Origin of the sequence: Methylobacterium sp. J-092 (assembly GCF_022829325.1) — a bacterium.
Classification (GTDB): domain Bacteria; phylum Pseudomonadota; class Alphaproteobacteria; order Rhizobiales; family Beijerinckiaceae; genus Methylobacterium.
Genome location: NZ_JAKSXU010000202.1, coordinates 100558 through 126450 on the forward strand (window position 1 = coordinate 100558; position 25893 = coordinate 126450).

Genomic DNA, 25893 nt, shown 5'->3' on the forward strand with positions numbered 1-25893 from the left:
TCAGTAGCGGGGCCGCGGCGGCACGTCGTCCCGGCGCGGCGGCGCCTCCGTCGTGACGCCGCCCGCCGGCGGCGGAACCGCCACCGCGTCGCCGTCGCGGACGGCGTTCATCTCGTTCTGTGGGCCCGCGCGCCCTTCGGTGCCGCCGGGCGCCGTCGCGGGGTCGAGCCCCGCAGGGGCGCCCGTCGACTGGGCGAAGGCGGAGCCGCCGAGGCCGAGGCCGGCGGCGAGGGTCAGGGCCGTGAGGGTGGCGAGGCGCATCGATGGGATCTCCGTGATCGCGTGAGGGGCGCGGGCGGCTCAGCGCCGGTGGCGGCGGTGGTGGCGCATCCGGCGCCGGCCGTAGGCGTCGCCGCTGCGGATCGCCTCCATCCGGTTGCGCGCCCCGGCCTTGCCGATCGTGCCGCCCGGGGCGGTCGCGGCGACGCGCCCGGCGGGGGCGCCGACGGACTGGGCCGAGGCCGCGCCGGCCAAGCCGCAGCCGAGGCAGAGCGAGAGGATCAGGACTTGGGCGGAACGCAGCATGGCGGCTCCTCGTGGGATCTGCGCCGACAACGCGCGAACCCCGCCGCGGTGCGCCCCAGGAAGACGATTTTCCGCGGTGCGGCTCAACTTCCGCGATAGGTCTGGAAGCTCCACGGCGTCGCCACCAGCGGCACGTGGTAGTGCCCCTCCGGCTCCGCGACGCCGAAGCGCAGCGGAACGACGTCGAGGAAGGGCGGCTCGGCGAGCGGAAGCCCGAGCCGGCGGTAATGGTCGCCGAGGGCGAAGCGCAGCTCGTAGACCGCGATCGGCACCGGCCGGCCGCCGACGAGCGGCGCGTCGGTGCGCCCGTCGGCATTGGTCACGGCCCGCGCCACCAGGGCCGTCTCGGTCTCCGAGACGATCTCGTGGAGGCTCACCGCGACGCCGGCCGCCGGGCGCCCGCTCACCGTATCGAGCACGTGCGTCGAGATCCGCCCCATCGTCCTGAGCGGCCCCTCGCCGGAGACCAGCGCGTTCAGGCGGATCGCGGCGATGCGGAGGACCTCGGCCTCGGCGGTCCGCCGCTCGGTCGCGGCGTCGGAGTCGAGACGCGTCGCGAAGGCGGAGAGCAGCGCGGCGCGCCCGTGCCGCTTGACGCACAGGATGAAGGGCAGGCCGAATTTCGCGCGGTAGGCCGCGTTGAGCGCTTCGAAGCGCGCGTATTCCGCGTCCGACATCCGGTCGAGCCCGGCCGCCGCCTGCTCGGCGATCGAATCGGGGGCGATGGCGCCGTCGCGCGCCGCGCGGCCCGCCAGCTCGGGATGGCCCGCCAGCAGCGCGAGGCGCGCCGTGTCGGGCGCCGTCTCCACCGCGGCGCGCATCGCGCCGTACAGCGCGTCGACGGTGGCGAAAGGGCGCGCGGCGGCCGCCCGCTGCGCCACCCAGGGCGCGTGCTCGAACACCGCGCCGAGGGCGGCGACGAAGTCGGCCTCCGCCATCGCGTTCAGGTCGACCAGGGGAATCGTCATCGGGCCTCGCGCGTCGGGTCTCGCGGCCGAGGGTAGCAGGCAACGGGCCAAGCGGCGCGTCCGTCGGGCGCGTCGGCCGCGCGATCGCCCGCCCCTGCGGGGCCTGCGCTGGCACATGCCTTGCGCGAGGATCTGTCCTCGGCAGCCGGACCGATCCGGCGGCCTGCTGGAGCGTTCGCCGATGTCGAACACGGCCCACCCGGATGTCCTGCCCGAGAGCGGTCCGGTGCCGCTCGGGCCCGCCACCGCGCCGGTCGCCCGGGTCGGCGCCCTCGCGCTCGGGCTCCTCGGCCTCCAGCACGTGCTGGTGATGTATGCCGGCGCCGTCGCGGTGCCGCTGATCGTCGGGCGCGCCCTGAAGCTGGCGCCGGAGCAGGTGGCGATGCTGGTGAGCGCCGACCTGTTCGCCGGCGGCCTCGCCACCCTGGTGCAGAGCTGGGGCCTGCCCGGCATCGGCATCCGCATGCCGGTGATGATGGGCGTGACCTTCGCCGCCGTCACGCCGATGATCGCCATGGGCGCGAGCCCGGAGATCGGGCTCACCGGCATCTACGGCGCGGTGATCGCCGCCGGGCTGTTCGCGTTCCTGGTGGCGCCGCTCGTCGGGCGGCTGCTGCCGCTGTTCCCGCCGGTGGTCACCGGCACGATCATTCTCGTCATCGGCATCTCGCTGATGCGCGTCGGCGTGAACTGGGCGGCCGGCGGGGTCGGCAACCCGAGCTACGGCGCGCCGGTCTTCCTCGGGATCGCCGCCTTCGTGCTCTGCGTGATCCTGGCGATCACCCGCTACGGCACCGGCTTCGTCGCCTCCGCCTCGGTGCTGATCGGGATCGTCGTCGGCACGCTGGTGGCCGGCGTCTTCGGGCTGGTCGACATCTCGCACGTGGCCGCCGCCGGGTGGTTCGACGTGGTGCGCCCCTTCGCCTTCGGGCTGCCGACCTTCGACCCGGTCTCGGTGGTCACGCTGTGCATCGTGATGATCGTGGTGATGATCGAGTCGACCGGCATGTTCCTGGCGCTCGCCGAGATCTGCGCCGACCCGGTCGACGAGAGGCGCCTGACCAAGGGCCTGCGCGGCGACGGGCTCGGCACGATCATCGGCGGCGTGTTCAACACGTTTCCCTACACCTCGTTCTCGCAGAACATCGGCCTCGTCGGCGTCACCGGCGTGCGCACCCGCTACGTCGCCGTGGTCGGCGGCGTGATCATGCTCGGGCTCGGGTTGATCCCGAAGCTCGCCGCCCTGGTCGAGGCGGTGCCGCAATGCGTGCTCGGCGGCGCCGGCCTCGTGATGTTCGGCATGGTCGGCGCCACCGGGGCGCGCATCCTCGGCGCGGTCGACTTCGCTCGCAACCGCAACAACCTGTTCATCGTCGCGGTCTCGGTCGGCTTCGGGATGATCCCGCTCGTCGCGCCGAACTTCTTCAAGCAGATGCCGCACGCGCTGCATCCGCTGCTCGAATCCGGCATCCTGCTCTGCGCGATCGCCGCGGTGGTCCTCAACCTGTTCTTCAACGGCCTCGGCAGCCCGGCCGACGCCCGCGACGCGGCCCTGCGCCAGGCCGCGGCCTCCGAGCACTGACGCCCGTCGCGGGATCGCGTCCGTCCGCGCGATCCGGCGAAGACGCTCCGACGAACCTCCACCCGAACCGGAGACCTCCATGCCGCTCATCGCCTCGACCTACGGCAAGGGCCGCGTCCGGGTCATGCGGTTGACCCGCGAGGGCGACCACCACACACCGCGCGAGCTCACCCTCACCGTGCTGATGAAGGGCGCCTTCGACGCCGCCTGGACCGCGGGCGACAACCGCGCCTGCGTCGCCACCGACAGCGTCAAGAACATCGTCAACGTCACCGCGGCCAAGAACCTGTCCCTCGACAAGGAAGCCTTCGTCGAGGCGGTCGCGGCGGTGTTCCTCGACACCTATCCCCAGATCGAGGAGGTCACGATCGAGGGGCTGGAGACGCGCTGGCTCCGCTACGCCGTCGCGGGCGAGCCGCACGGCCACACCTTCACGCTGGACGCCAACGGCACCGGCTTCGTCCGGCTCGTCGCGAGCCGGGGCGCGCGCGCGCTGCAATCGGGCCTGCGCAACTTCACCTTCATGAAGACCACGCAATCGGGCTGGTCCGACTTCGTCGACGACGGCTACCGCACCCTGCCCGACACCACCGACCGCATCGCCGCCACCGCCATGGACGCGACCTGGACTTGGACGCGGCCGCCGGCCGATTACGCCGCCGCCAACGCCGACATCCTCACCCACCTGCTCACCGTGTTCGGCACCACCTACAGCCTTGGCGTGCAGGACAGCATGTACCGGATGGGCGAGACGGTGCTGGCCGCGATTCCCGAGGTCGGCGAGATCGGGTTCGCCATGCCGAACAAGCACTACATCCCGATCAACCTGGCGCCGTTCGGGCTTGCGAACGCCAACACCGTGTTCCTGCCGACCGACGAGCCGCACGGGCAGATCGTGGCGACCATCGGCCGGGGCTAGCCCGGCACCCGCAGCGACGAGCCGGGTGCCGAACCGCACGCTCCGCGAAAGAAGCGTGCCACATGCCGAATAACAGGGCAGCGGCGACCGATCGCTCTGTTAAGTATCTGATTAAATGCGCCTTTTAATCTTAGAGTTCGGCCGGGCCGGCCCGTTCGATCCGCCCGCGGCGGGTATTCCCTGGAAATCAGGCTAAAACTTCAGCATTCACGGCCCTTTCCAAAGGCAGGTCTGGTGAAAATCTAGGTCCGAGAGCGTCGGCGACCACGGGGTCGCCGACCGATCGAACCTCGGATGCCTCCCATGACCGCACGCCTGATCCTCGCCGCCTCCCTCGGGCTCGCCCTGTCCACCACCGCCTTCGCCCAGAGCTACAACGCGCCCGCCGGCATCCCGCCCGCGCTCGCGCCCGGCGGCCTCGAAGGCCGCGCCGCCATCCCGAACGCCCTCGACGCCGCGGGCCGCACCCCGCGTGGCGACGCGCGGAGCGTCTACGGGGTCGACGACGGCCTCGTCACCGGTTCCCTGCGCGACGGCCGCGACGCGCGGGCCTATCGCAGCCGCTGAGGTCGGTCCGAACGCCGCCACGAGCTTTGCCGAAAAGATTCGCAGTGGCAGGACTGATTTTAGGCGCCTGATCCAAGTCGATCAGGCGTCGCGCTGAGCCGCGACGACGCCGACTATGCCGAAAATCTCGGCTTCGCCGGTGTTGCGGCCAAGCCTAGACTTCGCCCCGTATTCGGGACGGAGCAGACGGCCTTGGCAGATCATTCGCTTTCGCGCAGGCACCTCCTCGGGGGCGCCGCCGCGCTCGCGCTGACGCCCCTCTCGCGGGCGCACGCCGCCGGCACGCTCACCGCCGGCTTCATCTATGTCGGGCCGAAGGACGATTACGGCTACAACCAGGCCCACGCCCTCGCCGCCAAGGCTTTGAAGGGCATGCCCGGCCTGGAGGTCACGGAGGAGGAGCGCGTCCCCGAGACCAACGCGGTCGAGAAGACCATGGAGAGCATGATCAACCTCGACGGGGCGACGCTGCTGCTCCCGACCTCGTTCGGCTACTACAGCCCCTACATGGTCGCCGAGGCCAAGAAGAACCCCAAGATCCAGTTCCGGCACTGCGGCGGCCTGTGGACCGACAAGGACCCGAAGAACGCCGGCTCCTACTTCGGCTACATCGCGCAGGGGCAGTACCTCAACGGCATCGCCGCCGGGCACGCCACCAAGTCGAAGAAGCTCGGCTTCGTCGCCGCCAAGCCGATCCCGCAGGTCCTCAACAACATTAACGCCTTCCTGCTCGGCGCGCAGAGCGTCGACCCGTCGATCACCTGCCAGGTGATCTTCACCGGCGAGTGGTCGCTCGCGGTCAAGGAGGCCGAGGCGACCAACGCGCTGATCGACGGCGGCGCCGACGTCGTCACCTGCCACGTCGACAGCCCGAAGGTGACGGTGGAGACCGCCGCCCGCCGGGGCGCCTTCGTCTGCGGCTACCACGTCGACCAGTCGCCGCTGGCGCCGCAGAAGTACCTCACCGGGGCGGAGTGGAACTGGCTGCCGATCTACAAGGGCTTCGTCGAGGCGATGCAGGCCGGCAAGGTGCCGGAGAACTTCGTCCGCGGCGGCCTCGCCGACGGCTACGTCAAGATGAGCCCCTACGGCCCGGGCGTCAGCGACGCGGCGCGCAAGAACGCGGACGCGGTCAAGGCCGAGATGATGAAGGGCGGCTACCAGATCATCAAGGGACCGCTCAAGGACAATGCGGGCAAGGAGATCCTCGCCGCCGGAAAGGGCTACCCCGAGAAGGCGGCCGAGCTGGAAAGCACGAACTACCTGGTCGCGGGCGTGAAGGGCTCGGTCTGAGGCACGGTTCGACGCTCTCCCTCCCCCGCAGAGGGGGAGGGAAGGGGCGGCGAAGGCTTGCACCGGCCCGGTTGCGGGGCTGGCACGCTTCCTGCCGCACGCGTCGCAGGATGGTGGAACCGGTTCGGAGGTGCGGGATGGTCGCGGACGCCGCTGTGGCACCGGTCGAGACGGCGGATCCGCCGGCGCGCGGCCTTCAGGCCCGGGCCTGGCTGGCGCGGCGCTCGGAGGCGTTCCTGATCCCGGTCGGCGCGGCGCTCGCGGGCTTCGTCCTGTTCGGGCTGTTCCTGGCGGCTTTGGGCAAGTCGCCGCTCCAGTTCGTCGACATCGTCTATCGCGGCGGCTTCGGCTCGTCCTTCGCGCTCGGCAACAGCCTGCAACGCGCCGCGCCCCTGCTGTTCGCCGCGCTCTGCGTCGCGTTGCCCGCCCGCCTCGGCCTCGTGGTGATCGGCGGGGAGGGGGCGATCGTGCTGGGCGGCCTCAGCGCCGCCGCCGCGGCCCAGCCGCTGGCCGCCCTTCCGCCCGGTCTCGCGATCCCCTTGATGGCGCTCGCCGCGGCGCTGGTCGGCGCGGTCTGGATCGGCGCCGTCGGGTTTCTGCAGGCCTATCGCGGCGTCAACGCCACGATCTCGAGCCTGCTGCTGTCCTACATCGCCATCGCGCTCTCCAACCACCTGATCGAGGGCTGGCTGCGCGATCCGGCGAGCCTCAACAAGCCCTCGACGCTGCCCGTCGGCGACGCCTTCATGCTCGCGCCGATGCCGGGGATCGGGGTGCATTGGGGCCTCGGCGTCGGCGTCCTATCCTGCCTCGTCGCCTACGTGCTGATGGACCGCACGACGCTGGGCTTCGCCGCGCGAATCGCCGGCGGCAACGTGCGCGCGGCGCAGATCCAGGGTCTGCCGGTCGGGCGGCTGATCGTCGGCTTCACCGCCCTCGGCGGCGCCTTCGCGGCGCTCGCCGGGTTCTTCGAGGTGGTCGCGGTTCAGGGCACCGCCAACGGCACGCTGGCCGCCGGCTACGGCTACACCGGCATCCTCGTCGCCTTCCTCGCCCGCCAGAACCCGATCGCGATCATGCCGGTCGCGTTCCTGCTCGGCGGGATCGAGGCGTCGAGCGGGCTGATCCAGCGCCGGATGCAGCTGCCCGACGCCACCGTGCTGGTGCTGGAGGGGCTGCTGTTCCTCGTGGTGCTCGCCAGCGAGACGCTCTACGGGCGCCTGCACCTGTTCAGCCCGCACCTGTGGGCCACCAAGCGCGCCGCCGCCGCGCTGCCGGCGGGAGCGCCCGCATGAGCGCCCGCATGAGCGCGGCGGAGGGCGGGCGATGAGCGGCGATCTCGGGCTCTGGAGCGTCCTGATCGCGGTGGTCGGCGGCGCGATCCGCGTCTCGACGCCGTTCCTGTTCGTCAGCCTCGGCGAGACCATCACCGAGCGCTCGGGGCGGATCAACCTCGGCCTCGAGGGCACCCTCGTGTTCGGCGCGATGTCGGCCTACGCCACCGCGGTGCTCACCGGCTCGCCCTGGGCCGGCGTCGCGGTGGCGGGGCTCGCCGGCGGTGCCTTCGGGCTTCTGCACGGGTTCGTCTGCCGCCTGCCGCGGGTCAACGACGTGGCGGTCGGCATCGCCCTGATGCTGTTCGGCACCGGGCTGGCCTTCTTCTTCGGCAAGGCCTTCATCCAGCCCTCGGCGCCGCCGCTTCCGGCGATCCCGTTCGGGTTCTGGTCGGACGTGCCGCAGATCCAGGCGGCGCTGCGCGTCAACGTGCTGTTCCTCGTCGGCGCCGCGCTCGCGGTGTTCCTGTGGTGGGCGTTCCGCAACACCAAGGCCGGGCTGATCGTGCGCGTCGTCGGCGACAGCGCCGACGCGGCGCGTGCCATGGGCTACGACGTCGACCGCGTGAGGCTCTTCGCGACCGCCGCCGGCGGCGTGCTCGCCGGGATCGGCGGCGCCTACCTGTCGCTGTACTATCCGGGCTCGTGGAACGAGGGGATCTCCTCGGGCCAGGGGCTGATGGCGGTGGCGCTGGTGATCTTCGCCCGCTGGAACCCGCTCGCGTGCTTCGCCGCCGCCCTGCTGTTCGGCGGCGCCGGGGCGCTCGGGCCGGCGCTGCAATCGGTCGGCGTCACGCAGGGCTACTACCTGTACTACGCCGCACCCTACGTCCTCACCCTGGCCCTGCTGATCGCCACCTCGTCGCCCGACCGGGCGCTGGCCGGCGCGCCGGGCGAGCTCTCCCTCTCGAAATAAGGTTTCGCATGAACGGTCTCGGTGGGCTGAACAAATCCCCGAACGGCGTCGTCGTCGGCCTCGTGCAGCTGAAGCTGCCGAAGGTCGAGACGCCGGCCGACCTGGGCGCGCAGGCCGACCGGATCGTGGCGATGGTCGCCAAGGCGCGGGCCAACATGGCGAGCATGGATCTCGTGGTGTTTCCCGAATACGCGCTCCACGGCCTGTCGATGGACACCCGGCCGGAGCTGATGTGCCGGATGGACGGGCCGGAGGTCGCCGCCTTCCGCAAGGCCTGCGTCGACAACCGGATCTGGGGCTGCTTCTCCATCATGGAGCTCAACCCGCACGGCGCGCCCTACAACACCGGCCTGATCATCGACGATGCCGGCGACGTGAAGCTGTACTATCGCAAGATGCACCCCTGGGTGCCGGTGGAGCCGTGGGAGCCCGGCGACCTCGGCATCCCGGTGATCGACGGGCCGAAGGGCGCCAAGCTCGCCCTGATCATCTGCCACGACGGAATGTTCCCGGAGATGGCGCGCGAATGCGCCTACAAGGGCGCCGAGATCATGATCCGCACGGCCGGCTACACCGCGCCGATCCGCGAATCCTGGCGCTTCACCAACCAGTCGAACGCCTTCTGCAACCTGATGGTCACCGCCAACGTCTGCCTGTGCGGCTCGGACGGCACCTTCGACTCGATGGGCGAGGGCATGGTCTGCAACTTCGACGGGGCGATCCTCGCCCACGGCACCACCGGCCGCGTCGACGAGATCATCACCGCCGAGGTCCGGCCCGACCTCGTGCGCGAGGCGCGGATCCACTGGGGCGTCGAGAACAACATCTACCAGCTCGGCCACCGCGGCTACACAGCGGTGAAGGGCGGCGCGCAGGACTGCCCCTACACCTACATGCACGACCTCGCCGCCGGCCGGTACAGGCTGCCGTGGGAGGATCAAGTAAAGGTCGTGGACGGCACGTCCTGCGGCTTCGTCGCGCCGACCCGCTCCTACGGCGCCGGCCAGGCGCCGGCCGCGCGCGAGGCGGCGGAGTGAGGGCCTCAGCCCTTCTTCAACGCCGCCAGCATCTCGCGGCGCAGGATCGCGTTGATGCGGGTCTGGTAGCCGCGCCCGGGCGCCCGCAGCCAGCCCAGCACGTCGGCATCGATCCGCACCGTCGTCGAGGTCTTGACCGGGCGGTAGAACGGGTTGCGCACGGCGTTCTGCCAGAACGCCTCCGTCAGGGTCGGGATGTCGCTGTGGTCGATCTCCGCGTCCGGCTTCGCCGCAAGGGCCTCCAGCTCCGCCGTCTGCGCCTCGCTCAGCGTCGGCGGATTGGCGAGGTCGATCTCGTAGCTAACCAGCTTCGTGTTCATAGCGTCGCCTTTCCGAACGATCGGCCTTGCGGGCGGAGATGATGCGGATGACCTCGATCTCCCCGCCGGCCTCGGTCGTCTCGCGAATCGTATCAGCTAGGAAATCCGTCGGCGATTTGGCCGCCAGGCGTTCTCCCTCCCCCCTCTGCGGGGGAGGGTACCCTGCGGAGCAGGGGGGGAGAGGGGAGCGCCGTATCCGGAGAGGTCGCTCCCCTCTCCCGACCCTCGCTGACGCGAGGCCCACCCTCCCCCGCAGAGGGGGGAGGGAAGAGCGCGTGCGGCGAAGGGCAATACTCGTCCCGCGCTCGTTCGCGGCATTCCGAATCGAGCGCACGTCACGACGATCTCCGTCAGCGGACATTCGTTCGTCAAGCCGACAGGGCGAGGCTGCATGAGCACGACGTCCTCGCCCGCGGGCACCGTCGCCGCCGAGCCCTACCCGTGGCCCTACGACGGCGACCTGCGGCCGGGGAACACCGCGCTCGTCATCATCGACATGCAGATCGATTTCTGCGGCGACGGCGGCTACGTCGACGCGATGGGCTACGACCTGTCGTTGACCCGCGCGCCGATCGCGCCGATCGCCCGCCTGCTCGCCGCGATGCGCGGGGCCGGCTACACGATCATCCACACCCGCGAGGGCCACCGGCCCGACCTCTCCGACCTGCCGGAGAACAAGCGCTGGCGCTCGCGCCGGATCGGCGCCGGCATCGGCGACCCCGGGCCCTGCGGCAAGATCCTGGTCCGCGGCGAGCCCGGCTGGGAGATCATCCCGGAGCTCGCCCCGCTCCCCGGCGAGGTGGTGATCGACAAGCCCGGCAAGGGCTCGTTCTGCGCCACCGACCTCGAGCTGATCCTGCGCACCCGCGGCATCCGCAACCTCGTGCTCACCGGCATCACCACCGATGTCTGCGTCTCCAATACCATGCGGGAGGCCAACGACCGCGGCTTCGAATGCGTGGTGCTGGGCGACGCCTGCGGCGCCACCGATCCGGAGAACCACGCGGCGGCGCTTCGCATGGTGACGATGCAGGGCGGCGTGTTCGGCGCGGTCTCCGACACCGACGCCGTCATCGCCGCGCTCGCCGCCGCATGAGCACCCGCCGCGCCGTCGTCCACCGCATCGCCACCGCCGCCCCGGACGACGTCTCCGGCCTGGAACGCGCGATCGCGGAGGGCCGGATCGTGCCGGGCGCGATCGTCGCGATCTTCGGCAAGACCGAGGGCAACGGCCTGGTCAACGACTGGACCCGGGGGCTCGCCGCCCGCGCCCTACGCGACCTGCTGGGTCGGCACGCCGGCCCGGAGGCCGCCGAGCGGGTCTGCCTCGTCATGTCGGGCGGGACCGAGGGCGGCCTGTCCCCGCACGTCACCGTGTTCGAGGTGCGCGAGGCCGACGAGGCCGCCGTGCCCGGCGCGCTCGCCATCGGCCACGCCCACACCGCCGACCTCCCGCCCGAGCAGGTCGGGCGCCTGGCCCAGGTCGCGTCGGTGGCCGACGGCGTGCGCGCGGCGATGCGCGCGGCCGGGATCGTCGATCCGGACGAGGTGCACTTCGTCCAGGTGAAGTGCCCGCTCCTCACCTCGGAGCGGATCGCCGAGGCGCGCGGCCGCGACGCGGACTGCGCCACCGCCGACACGCTGAAATCCATGGGCCTGTCGCGCGCGGCCGCCTCCCTCGGCATCGCCGCGGCGCTCGGCGAGGTCGGCGCGCTGGAGGAGGCCGCGATCGGCCGGGACTTTTCGCTCGCCTCGTCGCGCGCCTCGGCCTCGGCCGGGATCGAGCTGATGGGCCACGAGATCGTGGTGCTCGGGCGCGGCGCCGGCTGGTCCGGCCCGCTGCGGATCGACCACGCCACCATGGCCGACGCCCTGGACGTCGAGCCCGTGCGGGCCGCCCTCGCCCGCCTCGGTCTCGGCACCGCCGGACAGCTGGCGCCGGCGCAGCGCGCGCGGCTGGTCGCGCTGCTCGCCAAGGCCGAGGCCCCGTCCGACGGGCGCCTGCGCGGGCTTCGCACCACCATGCTCACCGATTCCGACCACGCCGCGACGCGGCACGCCCGCGGCTTCGTCGGCGGGGTGCTCGCCGGCCTCGTCGGCCATGCCGAGCTCTACGTCTCGGGCGGCGCCGAGCATCAGGGGCCGGATGGCGGCGGCCCCGTCGCGATCATCGCCGAAGCGCCGTGAGAGGCCGCCCATGACGTCGTCACCGCTCGCGTCTCCTCCCTCGGCCCCGGCCCCGAGCACCCCCCGCGCCATCGGCGTCGAGACCGTCGGCATGACGAAGCGCTTCGGCGCCTTCGCCGCCCTCGACGACGTGTCGATGAAGATCGCGGCCGGCGGCTTCCACGCGCTGCTCGGCGAGAACGGCGCCGGCAAGTCCACGCTGGTGAAGTGCGTGATGGGGTTCTACGCCCCGAGCGCCGGCACGGTGCTGGTCGACGGCCGCGAGGCCGAGATCACCAACCCGAAGGGCGCGCAGGCGCGCGGCCTCGGCATGGTCTACCAGCACTTCACGCTGGTGCCCTCGCTCACGGGGGCGGAGAACCTCGTCATCAGCCGCGCCGACGCGCCCTCGGTGATCGCCTGGGGCCGGGAGCGCGCGCGGCTCTCCGCCTTCATGGCCGGCATGCCGTTCCGGCTGAACCTCGACCGGCCGGTGGCGGAGCTGGCGGCCGGCGAGAAGCAGAAGCTCGAGATCGTCAAGCAGCTCTACCTCGAGGCGCGGTTCCTGATCCTCGACGAGCCGACCTCGGTGCTGACGCCGGGCGAGGCCGAGGAGGTGCTGGGGCTGCTCCGCGCGATGGCCGACCGCGGCGACCTCACCGTGCTGATGATCAGCCACAAGTTCCGCGAGGTCGAGACCTTCGCCCGAAGCCTGAGCGTGCTCCGGCGCGGTCGGCTCGTGGGCGGCGGCGCGGTCGGCGCGCTGTCCCGCGACGACATGGCGGCGATGATGATGGGCGAGCGCAAGGTGCGCGTGCCGGCCGCCCGCCTCGGCGAGCCCGACGAAGCCCGCGAGATCCTGCGCATCGCGGGCGTGACCGCCACCGACGCCTCGGGCCTGCGCCACATCGCCGTCGACGCGCTCAGCGTTCGCGCCCGCGAGATCGTCGGCATCGCCGGCGTCTCGGGCAACGGGCAGAAGGAGCTCGCCGACGTCCTCGGCGGCCAGGTCCGCGCCACCGGCGGCCGGGTGGTGGTGGCTGGCGCGCCCTATGCCGGCACACGGGCCGAGAGCCGCGCGCGAAAGGTGCGGTTCATCCCGGAGGAGCCGCTGCGCAACGCCTGCGCGCCGCGGATGTCGGTGGTCGAGAACTTGGGCTTTCGCGCCTTCGACCGGCGCGGCGACGACCCGACGGGCAAGCCGACCTTCTGGCTCGACCGGGGGGCGATGGCCCGGCGCGGGCGCGACCTGATCGAGCGGTTCAAGGTGAAGACCGCCTCGTCCGAGGCGCCGATCGCCACCCTGTCCGGCGGCAACGTGCAGCGGGCGGTGCTCGCCCGCGAGCTGACCGACCCGGTCGACCTCCTGATCGTCGTCAACCCGTGCTTCGGCCTCGACTTCTCGGCGGTCTCAGAGATCCGCAACCGGATCGTGGCCGCGCGCAACGCCGGCGCCGCGGTGCTGCTGATCAGCGAGGACCTCGACGAGATCCTGGAGCTGTCCGACCGCATCGTGGTGATGTCGGAGGGCCGCCTCGTCTACGAGACGCAGGCCGCCACCGCCGAGGTGGCGACGATCGGCCGTCACATGGCCGGGCACCACTGAGACGGACGATCGTCGCAGGCGCGGGCTCAGTGGGCCTCGACCGGCCCCGAGGCGCGCTGCGGCTTCCTCAGGATCGCGACGACGCCGAGGCTCAGCGCGAGGCTGACGCCGACGAGCCAGAACCCGTCGGCATAGGCCATCACCTCGGCCTCGCGCCGGACCTGGGCCGCCAGCATGCCGAGGGCGGCGCCCTTCGCGGCCGCGGCGTCGGCGACGTGCCCGTGCAGGCCGGCGGCCGTGGCCGCGAGGCGCTCCTGGGTGCGCGTGGCGTTCACGGTGATCGCCTCGGCCAGCACCGAGAAGTGCATGTGCTCGCGCCGGTCGATCATCGTCGAGAGCATCGCGATGCCGATCGAGCCGCCGAGGTTGCGCATCATGTTCGACAGCGCCGAGGCGTCCGCTGTGTCGCGCGGGGCGAGGCCCGCCGTCGAGAGCTGCGACAGCGGGATGGTGAACAGCGGCTGGCCGACGGCGCGCAGGAGCTGCGGCAGGATCAGCTGGTCCGCGCCGACGTCGTGGGTCAGCCCGACGTTGATCCAGCAGCTCGCGATGAAGAACAGCGTGCCGGTCACCACCAGCAGCCGAGCGTCGAAGGTGCGCATGATCAGCGGCATCATCGGGAACAGCAGCAGCTGCGGCAGCCCGGACCACATCACGACGTAGCCGATCTGCTGGGCGTCGTAGCCCTGGATCTGCGCGCAGTAGAGCGGGATGATGTAGATCGAGCCGAACGAGACCGCGCCGAGCACCGTCATCAGCACGCACGATCCGCCGACCGAGCGGTTGGCGAGCACCCGCAGGTTGATGAAGGGGCGCTCGGCCATGAGCTCGCGGACGATGAAGCCGGCGATGCCGGCCACCGCGAGCCAGCTCGCCTGGACGATGACGGGCGAGCCGAACCAGTCCTTCCGCTGACCCTCCTCCAGCACGTAGGTCAGCGCCGGCAGGCCGGTCGCCATCAGGCCGATGCCGATCCAGTCGCCCTTCAGGAGCTCGGCCCAGCGCGCCGGCACGCCGTCGAAGGCGCCGAGCTGGATCGCGGCGGCGAGCGGGCCGAAGATCAGGTTCAGGTAGAAGATGTAGTGCCAGGACAGGTTGTCGGTGAGCCATCCCCCCACCGTCGGGCCGATCGCCGGCGCGAAGGTGGCGGTCAGCCCGAACATCGCGATGCCGATCGGCTGCTGGCTCCTCGACAGGCGCGTGCGCACGATGACGATCGCGGTCGGGATCAGCACGCCGCCGGTGAAGCCCTGGCCGGCCCGGAACAGGATCATCTGCGAGAGCGAGGTCGAGAGCGCGCAGGCGAGCGAGAAGGCGGTGAACAGCATCGTGTTCACCGACAGGTACCGGCGCAGGCCGATCACCGAGGAGAGCCAGCCGGTGAGGGGGATCACGATGATCTCGGCCATCAGGTAGGCGGTCGAGATCCAGCTGCCCTCCTCGGTGGAGGCGCCGAGCGCGCCCTGGATGTCGGAGAGCGAGGCGTTGGTGATCTGGATGTCGAGGATGGCGGTGAACGCGCCGAGGATCGCGCCGAACACCGCGAGCCAGTCGCGCGCGCTGGCCTTGGCCTCGGGCCCGCGCATCGCCGCGGCGGCGCTCATCGCGGCAGGGCCTCGCTGACGAGGGCGGCGCCGGGCCGGGCGCGGCGTGCGGCCGGCACGACCGGGTCCGCCAGGTGCACCGTGGCCTCGACCGACAGGCCGGCGCGCAGGCGCGCGAGCCGCGGGTCGGACGCGTCGATCGCGACCCGCACCGGCACGCGCTGGACGACCTTGGTGAAGTTGCCGGTGGCGTTCTCGGGCGGCAGCAGGGCGAACTGCGCACCGGTGCCGGGCGAGAAGCTCTCGATCCGGCCCTCGAACGCGCGGTCGCCCAGCGCATCGACGGTGAAGGTAACGTGCTGTCCCTCGACCATCTCCCCGGTCTGCGTCTCCTTGAAGTTCGCCACGAGGTAGATGTCGCGGCCGGTCGGCACGATCGTGAGCAGCCCGGTGCCGGCCGAGACGAACTGCCCGACGCGCAGGGCCCGGTCGCCGACCGTGCCGGCGGCGGGCGCGGCGATGGTCGTGTAGCTGAGGTTGAGCTGCGCCTGCTCGACCTTGGCCCGCGCCCCGTCCAGGCTCGCGCGGGCGCTCGCCTCCAGCGCCGTCAGGCTCTCCACCTGCTTGCGGGCGGCGTCCAGCGAGGCGACGGACTTGTCGTGCGCCGCCCGCTTCTGGCGTAGATCGGCATCGGCCTGCTGCTGGCGCTGGGCGGTGCCCGAGCCGGTCTGCAGCAGGTTCTGGTAGCGGGCGTATTCCTTGGTGGCGAAATCGAGGGCCGCATCGGTGTTCTCGACCTCGGCCTTCGCGGACTGCACCTGCGCCTGCTGCTGGAGGATGGCGGCGGCGGTCCCGAGCAGCTGGGCGCGGTTCTTCTCGACCTCGGCCTGGGCCTGCTTCAACGCGATCCGATACTCGCGGTCGTCGAGCCGCGCGATCGCGTCGCCGACCTGCACCGCCTGGTTGTCACCGACCAGCACCGCGGCGACGTGGCCGGCGATGCGGGGGGCGACCGTCACCTTGTCGGCCTGCAGGTAGGCGTCCTCGGTCGTCTCCAGGAACCGGCCGACGGTCCACCAGTGCCAGCCGTAGCTGCCGCCCCCGCCGAGCGCGGCCAGGACGAGCAGCGGAAGGATCAGCCGTGCGGGACGGCGCTTGCGCGCGGGCGCAGGAACGACGGGGACGGGCGCAGGATCGTCGGTGGATCGTGGTTGCATCGCGGCTGGCCAACAATAAAACGATACGGTATCGTTGTAATACGGTCGGCGGTTCGGGCTGACAAGGAGGAAGTTCATGACGCAGGTCGCGGCCGACGATGCGGAGGCGCAGCCCCGGCGCGGCGGCGGACGGCCGACCCGCGCGGAAGCCGCGCGGCGCGAGGCGCGCATCGTCGAGGTCGCCACCCGCCTGTTCATGGAGCGCGGCTTCGACGCGACCTCGATCGACGCGGTCGCGGAGGCGGCCGGCGTCAGCAAGCCGACGCTGTATTCGCGCTATCGCGACAAGCGCGCGCTGTTCGAGGCGGTGCTCGACGAGCGCATCCGCGAATGGCTGGCCCCGCTCTCGGCCGCGGCCGAGACGCAGGCCCTCGAGGCCAACCCGCGGGACGCCGCGACCGTGCTGGACGAGCTCAGCCGCAACCTCCTCGCCCGTGCCCATGCGCCGGGCGCCGCCGCGCTCACCCGCTGCATCGCCGCGCAGGCGATGCAGTTCCCCGATCTGGCGCGGCTCGCCTACGAGGAGGGCTGGATGCGCGGCGTGCGCGCGGTCGGCCGCCTCCTCACGGTGATGGCCGCGCGGGGGCAGATCGCGGTCGACGACGCGGAGATCGCCGCCGACCTGTTCCTCAACCTCGTCCTCGGCCGCAGCGCGAAGCAGGCGCTCTATGGCATCGCGGTCGACCCGGAAGCGCAGGAGAAGCGCCGCCGCGCCGCGGTGGCCCTGTTCCTCGCCGGCTGCCGCCCCCTCGCACCCGAGCGCAGGTGAAGCCGGCGGGCTGGCGAAGAAAGCAGGCTTGCCAAGAAAGTCGAACGTCTTGTTCGAAACTATTCGGGTTTTCGGATCGGCGGGACGGGCCCATCTTCGCTCCATCGGACGGCGGCTACCGGGTCGCCTCGCCTCAGATCGATGGAGCCCCCCATGTCCAGCATCCTCAAGGTTTCGGTTCTCGCCCTCTCCCTGGCGGCCGCCCTGCCCGCCGCCGCGGTCGCGCAGAGCTACACCGCGCCGGCCGGCATCCCCACCGAGACCGCGCCCGGCACGGTCTCCGGCCGCCCCGTCGAGCGCGGCGTCGGCCAGGCCGCGCCGAGCGCCTACGATGCGATGGTCACCGGCTCGGTCGGCCGCATCCAGGCGCACAAGCCCGCCCGCCGCTGACCCGGCGGCGCCGACCTTGCTTGCCGGATCGCCGGGGCCGGACGCGCCCCGATCGTTCGAGGATCCCGGCATGCGCGGCCCCGGAACACCGACGCTGGACCAGCTCGGGGTCTTCCTCGCGGTGGTCGAGGCCGGGAGCTTCGCCGCGGCGGGCCGTCGCCTCAACCGGGCCACCTCGGTGATCAGCTACGCGGTGGCCAATCTCGAGCAGCAGCTCGGCCTGCCGCTGTTCGACCGCGACGCGACGCGACGGCCGCAATTGACCGAGGCCGGGCGCGCGGTGCTGGCGGAGGCGCGCATCGTCGCCCACGGCGTCGACGCCCTGCGCGCCAAGGTCGGCGGATTGCTGAGCGGGCTCGAGGCGGAGGTCAGCCTCGTCGTCACCCTGCTGATGCCGGGGCCGCGGCTCGTCGATGCGCTCAAGGCGTTCCAGGCGCGGTATCCCTCGGTGGCCCTGCGCCTGAACGTCGAGGCGCTCGGCGCGGTGCAGCAGCACGTGATCGACGGCCGGGCGGCGATCGGCATCGGGGTCGAGCTCTGGCAGCGGGAGACCGACCCGCTCGAGCTGGTCTCCGTCGGCGAGGTCGAGATGGTGGCGGTCGCCGCGCCCTCCCATCCCCTGGCCGCCGCCGACGGGTCGGTGTCGGGCCTGGCGCGCGAGCACGTGCAGCTGGTGATCTCCGACCGCTCTCCCCTGTCGGAAGGCCAGGAATTCGGGGTGATCGCGCCGCGGACCTGGCGACTCTCCGACATGAGCTCCAAGCACACCCTGCTGCTGGCCGGGATCGGCTGGGGCAGCATGCCCGCGCACCTGGCGCGCGCCGACCTCGAGGCGGGGCGCCTCGTGGCGCTGAAGCTGCCGGAGGCGACGCGCCGCCTGCTCCCGCTCACCGCGATCCACCGCACCGACCGCCCGCCCGGCCCGGCGGGGCGCTGGCTCATCCGCCGCTTCGTGGAGCAGGCCGAAGGCTGAGCGCCGCCCTCCAGGCGGCGCTCGCGTCTTCTTGATGCCGCCCGGCGGTCCCCGCCCGGGCCGGCGCGCCCGGATTCGGAGCAAAGGCGCCCCCGGTGAGTTCCCTCGCGTGGGGGCGGCGCCGCGCCGTCCGCGCGGGTCGGGGTTCGGTTTCGGAAGGACGGATGGCTCAGGACACGGATCCCACCGGTGACGGGTGGACGCTCGCCAGCTTCACCGCCGCGATCCACCGGGGCGGCGTCGGCCTGTGGGCGTGGTCGCCGGAGCGGCGGCTCGCCCAGCTCGACGGCCTCTGCCGCGCGTTCTGGGACACGACCGAGCCGGTGGTGGGCATCGACGCGCTGTTCGCGAAGGTGAACGCCGAGGACCGCCCGGGCATGATGCGGGACTGGGCGGCGAGCGCCACCGATCCGCAGGCCTACAGCTTCGACTTCCGCATCGGCGACGGCGCCGACGCCCGCTGGATCTCGGCGCGCGGCGTCGGCGGCGAGGCCGGCCGGGTCGGGGAGTGGGTCCAGGCCATCTTCCTCGACATCACCGACCGCAAGCGGGCGGAGGATGCCGAGCGGCTGCTGACCGCCGAGCTGGCGCACCGCGTCTCGAACATGTTCACGGTCGCCCGCGCGCTCACCGCCATCGTCGCCCGCGAGGCCACGTCGACGCCGCACTTCGCCGAGGACCTGTCGCAGCGCTTCGGCGTGCTGCACGAGGCGACCGCCCTGGCGACGCGGTCGAACCGGGCCGACCGGGGCGACGTGCGGCTGCGGGACCTCGCCGAGCGCATCCTGGCGCCGTACCTGAACGGCGCCAACATCGCCGTGGACATCCCGGACGCGGCGGTGGCGCCGCCCGACAAGGTCAACGACTACGCGATGATCGTCCACGAGCTCGCCACCAACTCCGCCAAGTACGGGGCGCTGGCCGGCGGCGGCACGCTCAGGCTGGTCGGTCGCGTCGCCGACCGCGCGCTGACGCTGGACTGGACCGAGGGCGGCGCGCCGTCCGGGACGCCCAAGGCCGACGGGACCGGGTTCGGGTCCCGCCTGCTCAAGCAGACCATCGAGCGCAGCCTGGCAGGGCGGTTCGACCGTACCATCGACGCGGCCGGGCTGCGGTTCCGGATGGTCGTGCCGACCCGATGACCGGCCGGGCCCGCCTTCGGTGCGGATCGATGCCGTTCCCGGTCGCCGATCCGAGACGCGCGCGCACCAGCCCGACCCGAATCGCGGTTCAGACCCCATGGCGCTCCTGCTAGACGGCCCGGCGTGACCACAGCACTGCATCAGCCCATGCCGGCCGAGACCGAGGCGAGCCGCGTCCGCCGCGAGACCCACCGCATCCTCTCCGAGATCGCCGGCGGGGCGGACGTCACCGATCCGTTCGCGGCCGCGGTGCGGGCCACGCGCATGCCGATGATCGTCACGGACCCGCGCCAGCCCGACAACCCGATCCTCTTCGTCAACGCGGCCTTCAGCCGCCTGACCGGCTATGCCTCCGAGGAGATTATCGGGCGGAACTGCCGCTTGCTCCAGGGGCCCGACACCGACCGGGACGACGTCGCCCGGGTGCGCGCGGCGATCGCCGCCCGGCAGCCGATCGAGGTCGCGCTCCTCAACTACCGCAAGGACGGCACGACCTTCTGGAACCAGCTTCTGCTGGCCCCGGTGAAGGACGCCGCCGGCGAGGTCGCGTACTTCTTCGCCAGCCAGTACGACGTCACCGCCGACGTGCTGCAGCTCGCGGCTCTGCGCGGCGAGAACGCCGCCCTGTCGGCGGCCCGCGCCACCGACGCCGAGCGCCTGCAGTTCAGCGAGATGGCGCTGCGGCTGGCGACCGAGGCGGCCGAGATCGGCACCTTCGACCTCGACGTGGCCGCCGACGCGCTGACCCTGTCCGAGCGCACCCGCGAGCTGTTCGGCCTCGCCCCGGACGCCGCGTGCGATCGCGCGACGCTTCGCGACGGCCTCCACCCGGACGACCGGGAGACGGTGCTGGCGGCGCTCGCCGCCGCCCTCGATCCGGAGCGGCGCGCGCCGTTCGAGGCCGAGTTCCGCGTCGCCTCCAAGGCCGACGGCACGGTGCGATGGGTGTCGGCCAAGGGGCGCGGCCTGTTCGACGGCCGGGGCCGGGCCTTCCGGGCGCTCGGGACGATGGTCGACGCCACCGGCCGCCGCGAGACCGAGGAACGCTACACGGCGCTGTTCGAGGCGGTCGACGACGGCTTCTGCATCATCGAGTTCATCGACGGGCCGCACGGTCCGGCGAGCGACTACGTCCACATCGTCGCCAACCAGGGCTACGAGCGCCAGACCGGGATCGCCGGCATCGTCGGGCGGACCCTGCGCGACCTCGCGCCGGACGAGGCCGAGGGTTGGCTCGCGCTATACGGCGGCGTCCTGCGCACGGGGGAGTCGATCCGGTTCGAGCGCCCGTTCCCGCGCGCGGGCCGCCACATCGAGGTCTCGGCTGCCCGGATCGAGCCGGCGAGCCGGCGCCAGGTCTCGGTGCTGTTCCGGGACGTCACCGGTCGCCGGCGCGCAGAGGCGGACCTCCAGGCCAGCGAGGCGCAGTTCCGGGCCTTCGCCGAGGCCGTGCCGAACCAGGTCTGGGGCGCCCGCCCGGACGGCACGCTGCATTGGTTCAACGGCCAGGCCTACGCCTATACCGGCGCGGCGCCGGGGGCGCTGAACGCGGCCGCGACCTGGTCCGACCTGATCCATCCCGACGACCTGCCGGCGGCGCGCGCCGGTTGGGACCGCTCGGTCGCCACGGGCGAGCCCTACGAGGTCGAGTTCCGCATCCGCGGCGGCGGCGGCTACCGCTGGTTCCTGGCGCGGGCGCAGCCGGTGCGGGACGCCGCCGGCGCTCTGACCCAGTGGGTCGGCACCCACACCGACATCGACGAGCGGCGGCGCCAGGCCGAGGAGCTCGAGCGGCAGGTCGCCGCCCGCACCGCGGAGCGCGACATGATCTGGAAGGCGTCGTCCGACCTGCTCTGCGTCGCGAACTTCGAAGGCCGCTTCGTCAGCCTCAACCCGGCCTGGGCCGCGACGCTCGGCTGGACCGAGGCCGAGATGAAGGCCGGCCCGTTCCTGGACCTGGTCCACCCCGACGACCGGGCCGTCACCGAGGCGGCCGCGGCCGGCCTGGCGCGGGGCGACGCCCAGCTGTCGTTCGAGAACCGCTACCGCCATCGCGACGGCGGCTGGCGCTGGCTCTCCTGGAACGCGGTCCCGAACGGCGGCCTGATCTACGCCACCGTGCGCGACGTCAGCGCCGCCAAGGCCCAGGCCGAGGCGCTGGCGCGGACCGAGGAGGCGCTGCGCCAGTCGCAGAAGATGGAAGCGGTCGGGCAGCTCACAGGCGGCCTCGCGCACGACTTCAACAACATGCTCGCGGGCATTGTCGGCTCCCTGGAGCTGATGCAGACCCGCATGCTGCAGGGCCGGATGGGCGAGCTCGACCGCTACATCGGCGCCGCGCAAGGGGCGGCACGCCGCGCCGCCGCCCTGACCCACCGCCTGCTCGCCTTCTCCCGCCGGCAGACCCTGGCCCCCAAGCCGACGGACGTGAACCGTCTGGTCGAGGGCATGGAGGACCTGGTGCGCCGCACCGTCGGGCCGGGCGTGTCGGTCGAGGCGGTCGGGGCCGCCGGGCTCTGGCCGACCCTGGTCGACCCGAGCCAGCTCGAGAACGCCCTGCTCAACCTCTGCATCAACGCCCGCGACGCGATGCCGGAGGGCGGCCGCATCGTGGTCGAGACCAGCAACCGCTGGCTCGACCGGCGCGCCGCCCGCGAGCGCGACCTCGAGCCGGGGCAGTACGTCGCGCTCTGCGTCTCCGACAACGGCACCGGCATGGCGCCGGACGTGGCGGCGAAGGCGTTCGACCCGTTCTTCACGACCAAGCCGATGGGCGAGGGCACGGGGCTCGGCCTGAGCATGATCTACGGCTTCGCCAAGCAGTCGGGCGGGCAGGTGCGGATCTACTCCGAGCCCGGCAAGGGCACGATGGTCTGCATCTACCTGCCCCGCCACCTCGGCGAGGCCGAGGCGGTCGAGGCGGTGCCCGACCTGTCGGACGCCGCGCGGGCCAAGCTCGGCGAGACGGTGCTGGTGGTCGACGACGAGCCGACGGTGCGGATGCTCGTGACCGAGGTGCTGGAGGATCTGGGCTACGCGGCGATCGAGGCGGCAGACGGCGCCTCCGGCCTCAAGGTGCTGCAGTCGGACGTGCGCATCGACCTGCTGGTGACCGATGTCGGGCTGCCCGGCGGGATGAACGGGCGGCAGATGGCCGACGCGGCGAAGACCGCGCGGCCCGGCCTCAAGGTGCTGTTCATCACCGGCTACGCGGAGAACGCCGCGCTCAACCACGGCCACCTCGCGCCCGGCATGGAGGTGCTGGTGAAGCCCTTCGCCCTGGAGGCGCTCGCCACCCGCATCCGCGGCCTGATCGAGGGGCAGGCCTGAACGAACGCGGTCCGCTGCGGCGCTCCGCGCGTCCCGGAGGTGCGCGAGCCGTTCAACGGAAAAAGGGCGCCCGACGGTGAGTCGGGCGCCCTTCGTCGAGGACACGTGGCGTCGCGGGCGCAACGGCGCCCGCGACCGGCGCCTCAGTAGCCGTAGCCGTAGGCCGGGTAGCCGTAGCCGTAGGCGGGGGCGTATCCGTAGGCCGGCGCGTAGCCGTAGCCGCCGTAGTAGCCCACCGGGCGGCCGTAGCCGTAACCGCCGTAGCCGCCGTAGCCGCCGTAGGAATTCGCCACGATCGCGCCGGCGGCGAGGCCGGCGATGCCGAGGCCGATCGCGGCGCCCGGGCCGATGCCGCGGCGATAGCCGTAGCCGCGTCCGTATCCGCCGCGGAAGCCGACGCCGCGATAGCCGTAGCCGCCGTGACCGAAGCCGCCGTGGCCGTAGCCGCCACCGTAACCCCAGCCGCGGGCCTCGGCGGGGGCCGATGCCAGCATGCCGAGCCCGAGCAGTGCGGTGGAAGCGAGTGCGAGCTTGCGCATCCAAGATCTCCTGTCTGGGTGACTATGGCTCTTAAAACGACCTCGGCCGCACCGCGTTCCAACATCGGTGGTGGTTCGACATGTCACAGTGTCGTTGAACCAGCGTACCGGTGAAGGCTCCGGCCTCGCGCGGGAGCGCGAGCGCGCGAGTTCCGGCCCGGCGCCGGGGTCCCGGCCGGGATCTTGCTCCGCCATCCGCGTTGACCGGAGGCGACCGCGTGGAGCATGAAGGCCCGTCGGCGCCGCGGGCACCCGCATGGGAGCTTCCGTCGCCGAAAGCCGTTCTCGGACGGGCATGATGGTGGCGACCATGCCCCATGGAAACGGACGGCATGGACGACGAGATCGAGCGGCTGCGCAGCGAGAATCGGAGGCTCGAGGCCGAGGTCGCGCGCCTGCGCGAGCGGAACGCGTCGCATGTCAGGCTCCCGGATTCCGGCCAGCGCACGTCCGGGGCGGATGTCGACCTGCTGTTCACGGCGGCGGAGAAGACCCGCATGCCGCAGATCGTCACCGACCCGAACCTCCCGGACAACCCGATCGTGTTCGCCAACCGGGCGTTCCAGGCCCTGTGCGGCTACTCGGCCGACGAGCTGATCGGCCGCAACTGCCGCTTCCTGCAGGGGCCGGACACCGATCCGGCGGACATCGCCAAGGTGCGCGACGCCATCGCCGCGCGCCGCGACGTGGTCGTCGAGATCCTGAACTACCGCCGCGACGGGTCCACCTTCCGCAACGAGCTCTACGTCAGCCCGGTCTTCACCGCCGAGGGCCACCTGCGCTACTTCTTCGCCAGCCAGCTCGACGTCACCCGGTTCCGGACCGAGGAGGGCATGCTCGCCGAGAGCGAGGCGCGCTACCGCACCCTGTTCAATGCCCTCGACGCCGGCTTCTGCGTCATCGAGCTCCGGTTTGACGCCGACAGCCGCGCGGTCGACTACCGCTTCGTCGAGGCGAATCCGGCCTTCTCGCGCCATACCGGCCTCGACGACGTGGTCGGCAAGTGGGTGAGCGAGGTGGTGCCCGACCTCGAGCGCAGCTGGCTCGACACCTACGGGCAGGTCGCGATGACGGGCCGGGCCGTCCGCTTCGAGAGCGGCGTCGTCGCGCTCGGGCGCTGGTTCGAGGTCCAGGCCCTGCGCATCGGCGATCCGGTGCAGCACCGGGTCGCCCTGCTGTTCAACGACGTCACCGACCGGCAGAAGGCCGAGAGCGTGCTGCGCGACACCGCCCGCGACCGGACCACGGAGCGCGACCTGGTGTGGCGGGCGAGCCGCGACCTCCTCGTTGTCTGCGGCTTCGACGGCCTCTACCGCTCGGTCAACCCGGCCTGGCACGAGATGCTGGGCTGGTCGGCCTTCGATCTCGTGCGCACGTCCTTCAGCGACTACGTCCACCCCGAAGACAGGGCGGCCGCGACCGCGGCGTTCGAGCTGCTGCGGGAAGGCCAGGTCCTCGACAGCCTCGACGTGCGCATGCTCACGGCGGACGGCGACTTCCGCTGGGTGTCGTGGAACGCCATCCCGCAGGAGGACCACTTCTACGCCGCCGGCCGCGACGTCACCGAGCGCCGCGCCCTGGAGGAGCAGCTCCGGCAGTCGCAGAAGCTGGAAGCGGTCGGCCAGCTCACCGGCGGCGTCGCGCACGACTTCAACAACCTGCTGACGGTGATCCGGTCCTCGACCGACCTGCTCAAGCGCCCCGACCTGCCGGAGGAGCGCCGGCAGCGCTACATCGGCGCGATCTCCGACACCGTCACCCGCGCCGCCAAGCTCACCGGCCAGCTCCTCGCCTTCGCCCGGCGTCAATCCCTGACCCCGGAGGTGTTCGACGTCGGCCGCAGCGTCGCCTCGGTCGCCGACATGGTCGGCACGCTCACCGGCGCCCGCATCCGGGTCGTCACCGACGTGGCCGCGAACCGGGACGGTCGCGGGAACGAGGTGCCCTACCTTATCGACGCCGACCCGAGCCAGTTCGACACGGCCCTGGTGAACATGGCCATCAACGCGCGCGACGCCATGGACGGCGAGGGCCGTCTCGACATCGGCGTGCGGCGCGCCTCGGCGATCCCGGCGGTGCGGGCCCATCCCCGCATCCCCGGCGACTTCGTCGCCGTCTCGGTCCGCGACACCGGGACCGGCATCGCGGCGGCCGATCTCGATCGGATCTTCGAGCCGTTCTACACCACCAAGGGCGTCGGCCAGGGCACCGGGCTCGGCCTGTCGCAGGTGTTCGGCTTCGCCAAGCAGTCGGGCGGCGAGGTGCTGGTCGAGAGCACGCTCGGCCGGGGCACCACCTTCACGCTCTACCTGCCCCGCGAGGTCGGGCGATCCGTGGCGATCGAGGAGGACGGCGAGCCCGAGCCCCTCGCCGACGGGCACGGCACCCGCGTCCTCGTGGTCGAGGACAACCAGGAGGTCGGCTCCTTCGCCACCCAGGCCCTGCGCGAGCTCGGCTACGAGACCGTGTGGGCGATGAGCGCCGAGGAGGCCCTCGCCGTCCTGTCCGCGTCGCCGCGCTTCGACGTGGTGTTCTCCGACGTGGTGATGCCCGGGATGAACGGCATCGACATGGCGCGGGAGATCCGCCACCGCCACACCGGCCTGCCGGTCGTCCTCGCCTCCGGCTACAGCCACGTGCTCGCCGAGCAGGGCACCCACGGCTTCCCGCTCCTGAAGAAGCCGTACTCGGTCGAGGACCTGTCCCGCATCCTGCGCCGGGCGGTCACCCGGGCGGCCTCGCCGGGGGCCTGACGC

At 72.3% G+C, this 25893-nt stretch carries 23 protein-coding genes; 16 read left to right on the top strand and 7 right to left on the bottom strand.

Translation table 11 applies throughout. The annotated features are described in order from the left end of the window. The 3 genes from MKK60_RS25380 to uraD form a co-directional block, all read right to left on the bottom strand. Nucleotides 1–261 carry a hypothetical protein gene (locus MKK60_RS25380; protein ID WP_147859448.1) on the bottom strand — a complete coding sequence of 87 codons (261 nt, stop codon included), beginning with the start codon at nucleotides 259–261 and terminating at the stop codon, nucleotides 1–3. 39 nt (nucleotides 262–300) lie between these two features. Next, a complete protein-coding gene (locus MKK60_RS25385) occupies nucleotides 301–525 on the bottom strand; it encodes a hypothetical protein (RefSeq protein WP_243950602.1) in 225 nt (74 codons plus the stop codon). 83 nt (nucleotides 526–608) lie between these two features. Next, complete coding sequence (gene uraD, locus MKK60_RS25390; RefSeq protein WP_243988962.1) at nucleotides 609–1493, bottom strand: 2-oxo-4-hydroxy-4-carboxy-5-ureidoimidazoline decarboxylase; 885 nt, start codon at nucleotides 1491–1493, stop codon at nucleotides 609–611. Between the two features lie 181 nt (nucleotides 1494–1674). On the opposite strand from uraD, the gene MKK60_RS25395 reads away from it, so the two are divergent. The 7 genes from MKK60_RS25395 (at nucleotide 1675) to MKK60_RS25425 (ending at nucleotide 9141) form a co-directional block, all read left to right on the top strand. Continuing rightward, a complete protein-coding gene (locus tag MKK60_RS25395; protein ID WP_243988963.1) occupies nucleotides 1675–3075 on the top strand; it encodes a nucleobase:cation symporter-2 family protein in 1401 nt (466 codons plus the stop codon). A 79-nt stretch (nucleotides 3076–3154) separates the two neighbouring features. Further along, the gene (pucL, locus tag MKK60_RS25400; protein WP_243938105.1) at nucleotides 3155–3994 is read left to right on the top strand and encodes a factor-independent urate hydroxylase; all 840 of its coding nucleotides are present in this window, start codon (nucleotides 3155–3157) and stop codon (nucleotides 3992–3994) included. 303 nt (nucleotides 3995–4297) lie between these two features. Next, nucleotides 4298–4561, top strand: a complete 264-nt coding sequence (locus MKK60_RS25405) for a hypothetical protein (RefSeq protein ID WP_147728710.1) — start codon at nucleotides 4298–4300, stop codon at nucleotides 4559–4561. Nucleotides 4562–4753: 192 nt separating this feature from the next. Continuing rightward, nucleotides 4754–5854: a BMP family ABC transporter substrate-binding protein gene (locus MKK60_RS25410; protein WP_243988964.1), complete on the top strand. Its 1101-nt coding sequence runs from the start codon at nucleotides 4754–4756 to the stop codon at nucleotides 5852–5854. A 137-nt stretch (nucleotides 5855–5991) separates the two neighbouring features. Beyond that, nucleotides 5992–7149, top strand: a complete 1158-nt coding sequence (locus tag MKK60_RS25415) for an ABC transporter permease (RefSeq protein WP_243938103.1) — start codon at nucleotides 5992–5994, stop codon at nucleotides 7147–7149. A 31-nt stretch (nucleotides 7150–7180) separates the two neighbouring features. Then, nucleotides 7181–8104 carry an ABC transporter permease gene (locus MKK60_RS25420; protein ID WP_147728579.1) on the top strand — a complete coding sequence of 308 codons (924 nt, stop codon included), beginning with the start codon at nucleotides 7181–7183 and terminating at the stop codon, nucleotides 8102–8104. An 8-nt stretch (nucleotides 8105–8112) separates the two neighbouring features. Further along, nucleotides 8113–9141 (top strand): formamidase, encoded by a 1029-nt coding sequence (locus MKK60_RS25425; protein ID WP_147728578.1) that lies wholly within the window; start codon nucleotides 8113–8115, stop codon nucleotides 9139–9141. Between the two features lie 5 nt (nucleotides 9142–9146). Here the strand turns inward: MKK60_RS25425 and MKK60_RS25430 are convergent, their stop codons facing one another. After that, a complete protein-coding gene (locus tag MKK60_RS25430) occupies nucleotides 9147–9461 on the bottom strand; it encodes a BrnA antitoxin family protein (protein ID WP_243988965.1) in 315 nt (104 codons plus the stop codon). 391 nt (nucleotides 9462–9852) lie between these two features. On the opposite strand from MKK60_RS25430, the gene MKK60_RS25435 reads away from it, so the two are divergent. Genes MKK60_RS25435 through MKK60_RS25445 form a run of 3 tightly spaced genes read left to right on the top strand, consistent with a single transcriptional unit; the run spans nucleotide 9853 to nucleotide 13233 of the window. Continuing rightward, nucleotides 9853–10557, top strand: a complete 705-nt coding sequence (locus MKK60_RS25435; RefSeq protein ID WP_243988966.1) for a cysteine hydrolase family protein — start codon at nucleotides 9853–9855, stop codon at nucleotides 10555–10557. Continuing rightward, nucleotides 10554–11648 carry a ring-opening amidohydrolase gene (locus MKK60_RS25440; protein WP_243988967.1) on the top strand — a complete coding sequence of 365 codons (1095 nt, stop codon included), beginning with the start codon at nucleotides 10554–10556 and terminating at the stop codon, nucleotides 11646–11648. Before MKK60_RS25435 ends, MKK60_RS25440 begins: the two co-directional genes overlap by 4 nt. Before the next feature lie 10 nt (nucleotides 11649–11658). Next, the gene (locus MKK60_RS25445; protein ID WP_243988968.1) at nucleotides 11659–13233 is read left to right on the top strand and encodes an ABC transporter ATP-binding protein; all 1575 of its coding nucleotides are present in this window, start codon (nucleotides 11659–11661) and stop codon (nucleotides 13231–13233) included. Between the two features lie 26 nt (nucleotides 13234–13259). On the opposite strand, the gene MKK60_RS25450 is transcribed toward MKK60_RS25445, so the two are convergent. Both MKK60_RS25450 and MKK60_RS25455 read right to left on the bottom strand, forming a co-directional pair. Continuing rightward, on the bottom strand, nucleotides 13260–14837 hold the full coding sequence (locus MKK60_RS25450; protein ID WP_243988969.1) for a DHA2 family efflux MFS transporter permease subunit: 1578 nt from the start codon (nucleotides 14835–14837) through the stop codon (nucleotides 13260–13262). Next, nucleotides 14834–15994 carry an HlyD family secretion protein gene (locus MKK60_RS25455; protein WP_243988970.1) on the bottom strand — a complete coding sequence of 387 codons (1161 nt, stop codon included), beginning with the start codon at nucleotides 15992–15994 and terminating at the stop codon, nucleotides 14834–14836. Before MKK60_RS25455 ends, MKK60_RS25450 begins: the two co-directional genes overlap by 4 nt. A gap of 76 nt (nucleotides 15995–16070) precedes the next feature. Between MKK60_RS25455 and MKK60_RS25460 the strand changes: the two genes are divergently transcribed. The 5 genes from MKK60_RS25460 (at nucleotide 16071) to MKK60_RS25480 (ending at nucleotide 22598) form a co-directional block, all read left to right on the top strand. After that, a complete protein-coding gene (locus tag MKK60_RS25460) occupies nucleotides 16071–16763 on the top strand; it encodes a TetR/AcrR family transcriptional regulator (protein WP_147859852.1) in 693 nt (230 codons plus the stop codon). Nucleotides 16764–16916: 153 nt separating this feature from the next. Then, nucleotides 16917–17153, top strand: coding sequence for a hypothetical protein (locus tag MKK60_RS25465; protein WP_147726800.1), 237 nt, complete (start codon nucleotides 16917–16919; stop codon nucleotides 17151–17153). A gap of 70 nt (nucleotides 17154–17223) precedes the next feature. Beyond that, nucleotides 17224–18126 (top strand): LysR family transcriptional regulator, encoded by a 903-nt coding sequence (locus MKK60_RS25470; RefSeq protein ID WP_147726797.1) that lies wholly within the window; start codon nucleotides 17224–17226, stop codon nucleotides 18124–18126. A gap of 164 nt (nucleotides 18127–18290) precedes the next feature. Further along, nucleotides 18291–19268, top strand: a complete 978-nt coding sequence (locus MKK60_RS25475; protein ID WP_243950587.1) for an HWE histidine kinase domain-containing protein — start codon at nucleotides 18291–18293, stop codon at nucleotides 19266–19268. Nucleotides 19269–19415: 147 nt separating this feature from the next. Continuing rightward, nucleotides 19416–22598, top strand: coding sequence for a PAS domain S-box protein (locus MKK60_RS25480; protein WP_243988982.1), 3183 nt, complete (start codon nucleotides 19416–19418; stop codon nucleotides 22596–22598). 143 nt (nucleotides 22599–22741) lie between these two features. On the opposite strand, the gene MKK60_RS25485 is transcribed toward MKK60_RS25480, so the two are convergent. Then, a complete protein-coding gene (locus tag MKK60_RS25485) occupies nucleotides 22742–23137 on the bottom strand; it encodes a hypothetical protein (RefSeq protein WP_147726794.1) in 396 nt (131 codons plus the stop codon). 332 nt (nucleotides 23138–23469) lie between these two features. Here MKK60_RS25485 and MKK60_RS25490 point away from each other — a divergent pair, with 332 nt between their 5' ends. Further along, entirely contained in the window at nucleotides 23470–25890 is a 2421-nt protein-coding gene (locus tag MKK60_RS25490) for a PAS domain S-box protein (RefSeq protein WP_243988971.1), read from the top strand. Nucleotides 25891–25893 lie beyond the last annotated feature (3 nt).

Coding starts and splice junctions, on each gene's coding strand:
- MKK60_RS25380 (WP_147859448.1), bottom strand. CDS start 261: ATGCGCCTCGCCACCCTCACGGCCCTGACCCTCGCCGCCGGCCTCGGC.
- MKK60_RS25385 (WP_243950602.1), bottom strand. CDS start 525: ATGCTGCGTTCCGCCCAAGTCCTGATCCTCTCGCTCTGCCTCGGCTGC.
- uraD (WP_243988962.1), bottom strand. CDS start 1,493: ATGACGATTCCCCTGGTCGACCTGAACGCGATGGCGGAGGCCGACTTC.
- MKK60_RS25395 (WP_243988963.1), top strand. CDS start 1,675: ATGTCGAACACGGCCCACCCGGATGTCCTGCCCGAGAGCGGTCCGGTG.
- pucL (WP_243938105.1), top strand. CDS start 3,155: ATGCCGCTCATCGCCTCGACCTACGGCAAGGGCCGCGTCCGGGTCATG.
- MKK60_RS25405 (WP_147728710.1), top strand. CDS start 4,298: ATGACCGCACGCCTGATCCTCGCCGCCTCCCTCGGGCTCGCCCTGTCC.
- MKK60_RS25415 (WP_243938103.1), top strand. CDS start 5,992: ATGGTCGCGGACGCCGCTGTGGCACCGGTCGAGACGGCGGATCCGCCG.
- MKK60_RS25420 (WP_147728579.1), top strand. CDS start 7,181: ATGAGCGGCGATCTCGGGCTCTGGAGCGTCCTGATCGCGGTGGTCGGC.
- MKK60_RS25425 (WP_147728578.1), top strand. CDS start 8,113: ATGAACGGTCTCGGTGGGCTGAACAAATCCCCGAACGGCGTCGTCGTC.
- MKK60_RS25430 (WP_243988965.1), bottom strand. CDS start 9,461: ATGAACACGAAGCTGGTTAGCTACGAGATCGACCTCGCCAATCCGCCG.
- MKK60_RS25435 (WP_243988966.1), top strand. CDS start 9,853: ATGAGCACGACGTCCTCGCCCGCGGGCACCGTCGCCGCCGAGCCCTAC.
- MKK60_RS25440 (WP_243988967.1), top strand. CDS start 10,554: ATGAGCACCCGCCGCGCCGTCGTCCACCGCATCGCCACCGCCGCCCCG.
- MKK60_RS25445 (WP_243988968.1), top strand. CDS start 11,659: ATGACGTCGTCACCGCTCGCGTCTCCTCCCTCGGCCCCGGCCCCGAGC.
- MKK60_RS25450 (WP_243988969.1), bottom strand. CDS start 14,837: ATGAGCGCCGCCGCGGCGATGCGCGGGCCCGAGGCCAAGGCCAGCGCG.
- MKK60_RS25455 (WP_243988970.1), bottom strand. CDS start 15,994: ATGCAACCACGATCCACCGACGATCCTGCGCCCGTCCCCGTCGTTCCT.
- MKK60_RS25460 (WP_147859852.1), top strand. CDS start 16,071: ATGACGCAGGTCGCGGCCGACGATGCGGAGGCGCAGCCCCGGCGCGGC.
- MKK60_RS25465 (WP_147726800.1), top strand. CDS start 16,917: ATGTCCAGCATCCTCAAGGTTTCGGTTCTCGCCCTCTCCCTGGCGGCC.
- MKK60_RS25470 (WP_147726797.1), top strand. CDS start 17,224: ATGCGCGGCCCCGGAACACCGACGCTGGACCAGCTCGGGGTCTTCCTC.
- MKK60_RS25475 (WP_243950587.1), top strand. CDS start 18,291: ATGGCTCAGGACACGGATCCCACCGGTGACGGGTGGACGCTCGCCAGC.
- MKK60_RS25480 (WP_243988982.1), top strand. CDS start 19,416: ATGCCGGCCGAGACCGAGGCGAGCCGCGTCCGCCGCGAGACCCACCGC.
- MKK60_RS25485 (WP_147726794.1), bottom strand. CDS start 23,137: ATGCGCAAGCTCGCACTCGCTTCCACCGCACTGCTCGGGCTCGGCATG.
- MKK60_RS25490 (WP_243988971.1), top strand. CDS start 23,470: ATGGACGACGAGATCGAGCGGCTGCGCAGCGAGAATCGGAGGCTCGAG.